This window comes from Streptomyces sp. NPDC053431, from assembly GCF_044544925.1.
GTDB lineage: Bacteria > Actinomycetota > Actinomycetes > Streptomycetales > Streptomycetaceae > Streptomyces.
In genome coordinates, this window is record NZ_JBITXX010000057.1 from 1 (window position 1) to 6,300 (window position 6,300).

At 63.2% G+C, this 6,300-nt stretch carries 3 protein-coding genes and 2 pseudogenes; 2 read left to right on the forward strand and 3 right to left on the reverse strand.

Translation table 11 applies throughout. The annotated features are described in order from the left end of the window. Nucleotides 1-324: 324 nt before the first annotated feature. Both ACIGXE_RS37380 and ACIGXE_RS37385 read left to right on the forward strand, forming a co-directional pair. Nucleotides 325-1,512 (forward strand): annotated as a pseudogene (locus ACIGXE_RS37380) (IS110 family transposase). A gap of 692 nt (nucleotides 1,513-2,204) precedes the next feature. Continuing rightward, nucleotides 2,205-2,492, forward strand: a pseudogene (locus ACIGXE_RS37385) (integrase core domain-containing protein); the annotation flags it as partial. A gap of 46 nt (nucleotides 2,493-2,538) precedes the next feature. Here the strand turns inward: ACIGXE_RS37385 and ACIGXE_RS37390 are convergent. The 3 genes from ACIGXE_RS37390 to ACIGXE_RS37400 all read right to left on the reverse strand — a co-directional run bounded on the left by ACIGXE_RS37390 (nucleotide 2,539) and on the right by ACIGXE_RS37400 (nucleotide 6,006). After that, entirely contained in the window at nucleotides 2,539-2,967 is a 429-nt protein-coding gene (locus ACIGXE_RS37390; protein WP_399754618.1) for an IS3 family transposase, read from the reverse strand. A 117-nt stretch (nucleotides 2,968-3,084) separates the two neighbouring features. Further along, complete coding sequence (locus tag ACIGXE_RS37395; protein WP_399754621.1) at nucleotides 3,085-3,384, reverse strand: transposase; 300 nt, start codon at nucleotides 3,382-3,384, stop codon at nucleotides 3,085-3,087. Nucleotides 3,385-5,454: 2,070 nt separating this feature from the next. Next, entirely contained in the window at nucleotides 5,455-6,006 is a 552-nt protein-coding gene (locus tag ACIGXE_RS37400) for a hypothetical protein (protein ID WP_399754619.1), read from the reverse strand. Between the last annotated feature and the right edge of the window lie 294 nt (nucleotides 6,007-6,300).

A 6,300-nucleotide genomic window follows, 5' to 3' on the forward strand; every position in this document is an offset into this window, starting at 1 on the left:
GGCACGCCCTACAACGAGACCACCGCCTTCCCGGCCCCGCCCAAGATCGAACTGGCCATCGCCGCTTGACCCGTTAACCCCATCGGATGTCTTCTCCGTGGCTCCGCAATGGAGCCTCCGGCCTTCGGGTCCGGCATGACTTCCCCCTCCTGTTGTTGATGATCCGGGGGGTGGTGTCACCGGGCCCGGAGGCATCGACGGACCGCTGATGAGGGGCTTGAGCACCGGCTTCACCCAGGCTGGAAGAGCTCTCCGTAACGTGGATGTGGCAGCTCGGTGCCGTGGCAAGGCCGGACGAAAGCGTGATGGAGGGGCTGGCACGTGATCGACACCGGCGACATCGACGTCTTCCTCGGCCTGGACGTCGGCAAGGGCGAACACCACGCCACCGCCGTCACACCGGCCGGGAAGAAAACCTTCGACAAGCGCCTACCCAACACCGAACCCAAGCTCCGCGAGTTGTTCGCGAAAGCACGGGACGGTGCTGGTCGTGGTCGACCAGCCGGCCTCGATCGGCGCCCTGCCGCTGGCGGTCGCCCGCGACATGGGCTGCCCGGTCGCCTACCTGCCGGGCCTGACGATGCGGCGGATCGCCGACCTCTACCCCGGCGAGGCCAAGACCGACGCGAAGGACGCGTTCATCATCGCCGACGCCGCCCGCAGGATGCCCCACACGCTGCGGGCCATCGACGGCGAGGCGAGACGATCGCCGAGCTGGAGATGATCGTCGGCTTCGACGACGACCTGGCCGGCGAGGCCACCCGCGTCGCGAACCGGCTGCACGGCCTGCTGACCCAGATCCATCCCTCGCGGGAACGGGCGCTGGGGCCGCGGCTGCAGCACCCAGCCGTCCTCACCCTGCTGGAACGGTTCGGCTCCCCGGCACAGATACGCAAGGCGGGCCGTCGGCGGCTGATCACCCTGCTGCGGCCGAAGGCCCCGCGGATGGCCGAGCGACTGGTCGAAGAGATCTTCGACGCCCTGGACGAGCAGACCGTGACAGTCCCGGGGACCGAGGCGGCCGCGCTGATCGTCCCGAGCCTGGCCGGATCGCTCACGGCCGTGCTCGACCAGCGGAAACTGTTGGCCGGTCGGATCGAGGAACTGCTGGAGGGCCACCCTCTTTCCAAGGTCCTGACCTCGATGCCGGGCATCGGCGTCAGGACCGGAGCCCGCATCCTGATCGAGGTCGGCGACGGCAGCACCTTCCCGACCGCCGGCCACCTCGCCGCCTACGCCGGACTCGCACCCGCGACCCGGAGCTCAGGCTCCTCGATCCGCGGCGAACAGCCCTCCCGGAGAGGAAACAAGCAGCTCAAACGGGCCTTCTTCCTCTCCGCGTTCGCCGCCCTGGGCGACCCGGCATCCCGGGCCTACTACGACAAGAAAATCGCCCAGGGCAAGCACCACACCCAGGCCCTGCTCTGCCTCGCCAGGCGCCGGGCCGACGTCCTTTTCGCCATGCTCCGCGACGGAACCTTCTATGAACCCCGGCCAGCCTCAGCCGGCTGATCCTCAGCGGCCTCGCCGCACACAGGGCAGTCCCGCTCGTCGACCGAGTCCATCACGACCGGATGACCACAGAAGTCACACGGCCGCATCCCCTCGCCAGCCGACTCTCGGACAGGCACGCAATTACTCATGACAGTCACAGTGCCACCCGACCACCTTGACCAAAGACATTAGGGGCACCCCCCCGATTCGCGACTGACAACACATCCGGCACCATCGATCCCCTCCCCGAACCCAGACAACCCGAAGATCATCCCATGCCGCCACCAACAACGTGACAGTGCCGCAAAACGGCATTGACCTACATAAACGCCCTCTTAAAGGGCGTTTTGTCCCGGCAGGGGTGTTTGGTAAGGCGGCGGATCGCGGTCGCTCCTGGGTGCGGTCCGTGGGGTTGGATGCGGGTATGGGGAATGCTCTGTGGGGCCGGCTCTCGGTTGAGGTGCAGGCGGAGGTGGACGGCCTCGTTTCGGCCGGGCGGAATGTGCAGGCCATTGCCGTGATGCGTGAGCGTGCCGGTCTGCCGACTCTGGGTGCTCCTCACGTGGCAGATGGACCAGCATGGTGAACCGGGTCGACCGCTCGACCACGGTGCCGATCGCGGAACGCTCCAGCCCGATGATCAAATCCCCTTCCCAGTGTCCGGGAGTTGCTCCAACAGGACAGTGTTGCAACGACCGGTTGAACCCAAGCAATACGTTTCGAAGGAATTCGCCCAGGTCTGCTCGGAACTCGGCGTGATCAGATCGCGCGGCGCGGTGGGCACGAGCGCGGACAACGCCGCCGCGGAATCCCTGAACGCAACCATGAAACGCGAGACGCTCCAGGGACGGAAACGGTGGAACGGAGCCCGTGAGGCCCGGCTCGCGGTCTACCGATGGGCGACCCGCCACAACACCCGGCGACGGCACTCTCGGCTCGGCCAGATCAGTCCGATCGCCTACGAACAGAGATCAACTACGCTGGCCACCGCCGCATGACAACCGGTGTCCACGATCAAGGGTCAGGGCCCGTCGGTGTGCATGATCACTCCTGCGAGGCTGCCGCGGGTCCGCTGGGCGGCGGCGAGCGCGCCGGCATGTGGTCGGCGATCGACCAGCCGGCCAGGCGCCGTGAGGCGAGGTCGATGACGGTGGCCAGGTAGCAGAAATTTCCGCCGTCCAGCGGTAGATAGGTGATGTCGCCGACGTGCTTCGTGTTCACCTCGGCCGCGGTGACATCGCGGCCGAGCAGGTCTAGGGCCTTTGCCGTGGCCGGGTCCGCGAGCGTGGTGCGGTGCCTGCGTCGGAGTCGTATTCCTGCGAGATCGATGCTCCGCATGACGAGGGCGACCCGCTTATGGTTGACCAGCTCGCCGTCGTCGCGGAGCCCGGCGGTGATCCTGGGGACGCCGTAGGTGCCGTCCGATTCCTGGTGCACGGCCCGTATCCGGGCTGCGAGCCGGGCGTCGGCCACCCGGCGGGCGGCCCGGTCGGGAGCTGTCGCGCGCCAGTAGCAGAAGCTGGAGCGTGCGATGGCACAACCACTTGACGCCGTATCGGCGCTGGTGGTCCTCAACGAACTGGAAGCGGTTCACCAACGCGTCTCCCCGGCGAAATACTTCGCCGCTTTCCGCAGGATCTCGCGCTCCTCCTCCAGCTCGCGGATCTTCTTGCGCAGCGCGGCATTCTCCACCTCCCACGCCGCCGCCGACCCGACCGGTGCGTCCGCTTGGCGTCCACGGGGCCGGCTCGCGCCGGCCGCCCTGATCCAGTTGCGCAGGGTCTCGGGATTGACCCCGAGATCGGCGGCGATCTGCTTGATCGTCGCCCCTGGCCGCGATTGGTACAGCGCGACCGTGTCCGCCTTGAACTCCGGCGGATAGTTCTTCATGACCACGAGATGTCCGTCCTCAGATCCTCAAGATCCAGTGTCTCGCGTGTCCAGGATCAGGGGTCAAGGCCCCAAAGCGTCGGAAACCACAACGCCCTGGACATCGCCGAGACCATGCGCCAACTGATGGAAGAAGGTTGCGAGATCGCCTCCGAGGGCCTGGCCCACACTTCGCCGTACCTGACCGGGCACGTAAACCGGTTCGGCGAGTACAGCACGCACGAACTCAACATCCAGCCAGAAGCGTGCAGGGTCTGATGTCGGCTACGCGGTGGGTCGGGTGCGCACCTGATGTGGGCCAACTCGGTCGGGACCGGCCCCTCTGAAGCGACCGGCCGGACACAATCATGGGGACGCGCCGTCCAGGCTGAGCACCCGGCGGCGCGTCCACGTCACACGAGGCTGAAAAACGCCTCATGTGTTCAGAAATTCTTTGGAGGCGGTTCCTGTCGGATATCCAGGACCAGTCCATCATTACTGAGAACTGTGACCGACACATTCGGGCCTGTGATTTCCGTAGCAGAGGCCGGGGAAACCGTCAGAGCGGACCCCAGGGCAGCGAAGCCGACGACGGCCGCGAGAGTAATCCTTCGCATTCTATGTCACTTCCTTTGGAGGTTGGTGTGCAATCCGTCGCAAAAAGCCAGTTGCGATTTCAGTGAGTAGTTTATGGTCGCTGTGCCAGGCCGGCAGAGTACAGACCGCTCGTCCTTGTGCCGCATTCTCCCTCCTGGCCTTCGGACAGCAGTGGGGGCTTGGGCTGGGCTTGCGGCAGAAGTCCGGTCCGATTACGGATCCATGCAGCGCGACTAGAAAACACCCATAGCGGGCCCAGAAAACACGAGGCGGCTCATTCCTCTTTATAGTCTTCTGGAGCGATTTCCCAGCCGGTCAGTGCAGGATCCTGAAACACCTGGGTGCACATGCCTTTAAAATTCCCCGGAGATATTGCGACGGAGGCTTTAATGCGTCCTCCTTCAATGCTCGCCTGGGGATTACATGATGCCGGGAGGAGTGCTAGAAGGCGGGCCGCCGCGAGCGGAGCAAGCGGGGCTGTGTCCGGTGAACGGGCGTGAATCACGAATTCTATCATTGATACATCTCATTTCTCGCTTTCTGCCACTTACAGAATACAGAGCCTTTTCAACCTGTAGTCAAGCACGGAGCGTGCGGCCCCCTGGCCTGCGTAAATCCGGCAGATCCACTCGATCGGTGAGCGGGTTGAAAAGGTTCACCCCCTGGGAATTTCGGACGGGAGCGGGATAGAGCTCGAAGTCTGACCTTCGGCATGCATGCCTGCCTGCCTGCGCCGAATACCCCACCGCTGTCGGGTCCCTGACGGCGGCCCGTACCCCGGCGGCGGAAGTCTTCGTCTTTTTATCGGTCCCAGACCATATGTCTTGGACTCCTTACCGCATCGTCAGGGATCTAGATGGATTTCCCTGCAGAGCCAGTACGGCGACTCGAATTTCCTACTGCCAAAGGTTCGAAAAAGTATATTCCCGATTTGAGAATGTTTTCATGACGAATCTCGTTCCTTTCTTTTGTTGGCAAGACAGGACTTTCTTACTCTTCTGCTGCCAAATGAATGACCGGCTCACGGTTCACTGGGCTTCTTCGACTTGCCCACCGATCGGGTGACACGCCGGAAGTGTCTGCACTGGTCAGACTCTCTTCATTGCCTTCGGGTGAGGCTCAGGTTGAAGAAGCTCACTGTGATCGGGGAGCGTCGTGAGGCCGGGTGGATCGCGGGATCGGCGATGGGCGGGGTGACGATATGGGGTGGTGTGGTCGGGCTGCGGCTCGACCCAGACCGGCCTTGAGGCGCCGGAAGCAGTGTGCACTCTGGCCGGAGGCGTGATAGTCCGGCTGTCAGCGTGTTCTTGCCGGAGCCGGCATCCCGGCGCGTCATCCACCAGCCCTGCAGATGGAAAAGGCTCCAGGGTCTGCTTCAAGGAATTGCGCTTCGATTTCGGCCAGCAAAAGGGTGGGCATAGTAACAGCGGCAGATTCCAACTCTTCCGAGGGCGCTTCCGGCCAAGACCGGAGATGTAACCTCAGTCGAGGTGATCAATGCAGGTTGTTAGTGGTGTGAAGAGCCCATGGATGATGCACAGAACCGTCCCCTAATACGAGGTGGGACTCCGCCTTGTATGTCGTTTCATGGGTCGCGTATCGCCATAGACTGGAAGCCACGGTACGGACGCCACCGCTCACCGTTGCACGGTTGTTTTCGAACATGTGACTGGAGAGGACTTCACCGTCATTCAGAACGAGGCTGGCACTCTTGAACCAGACCTTGCCTTCCGGGGGAGTGATTGCCAGATTAGGCTGGCCCGTGACAACGCGTATCGCGGACCGCACAATTGTCTTTTGCTCGGCCGTCAAGGACGTCTCCACGCACACCATCACCTTTGCCCCCGCCCGCCAGTCGGAGGCTACCGTTCCGCTCTGGCCTAACGGGTCCTGCTCGTTGACGCAGAAGCTCTGAACGGGGTAGTCCCCGGGGGTCGGTGTAAGCGGCCGGGTGTCAACCGCCTGACTCGTCCCTGCCATCGCAGCAGTTAATGCGGCGGCAGAAAGCACCACAGCACTCGCCCGTTTGATCACGTTAATGCTCATTCCACTTCCTCCAAAACAGATTCGATTCGTACACGCATACAGACTGCGCACCTTACTTAATTTCACATCCATCCGGGAACGGTAGCGCGGCGCAGAAATTCTCAAGTGCTGGGTCTTGCCGCTCCGTAAGCTTTCCCATTGGAATACCTTACTGTGAATCTTTCATAGTTTTTTGTGGATATCTTCGCCGCGTGGTCTGCCTGCGGTGCGGTCCTGGAAAGACGGTCACCGACGGCCTGCCTCTGTGTAGTAGCAGGTGCGCTTCCTCGCCGATGGACTAATTTCACCGCGAAC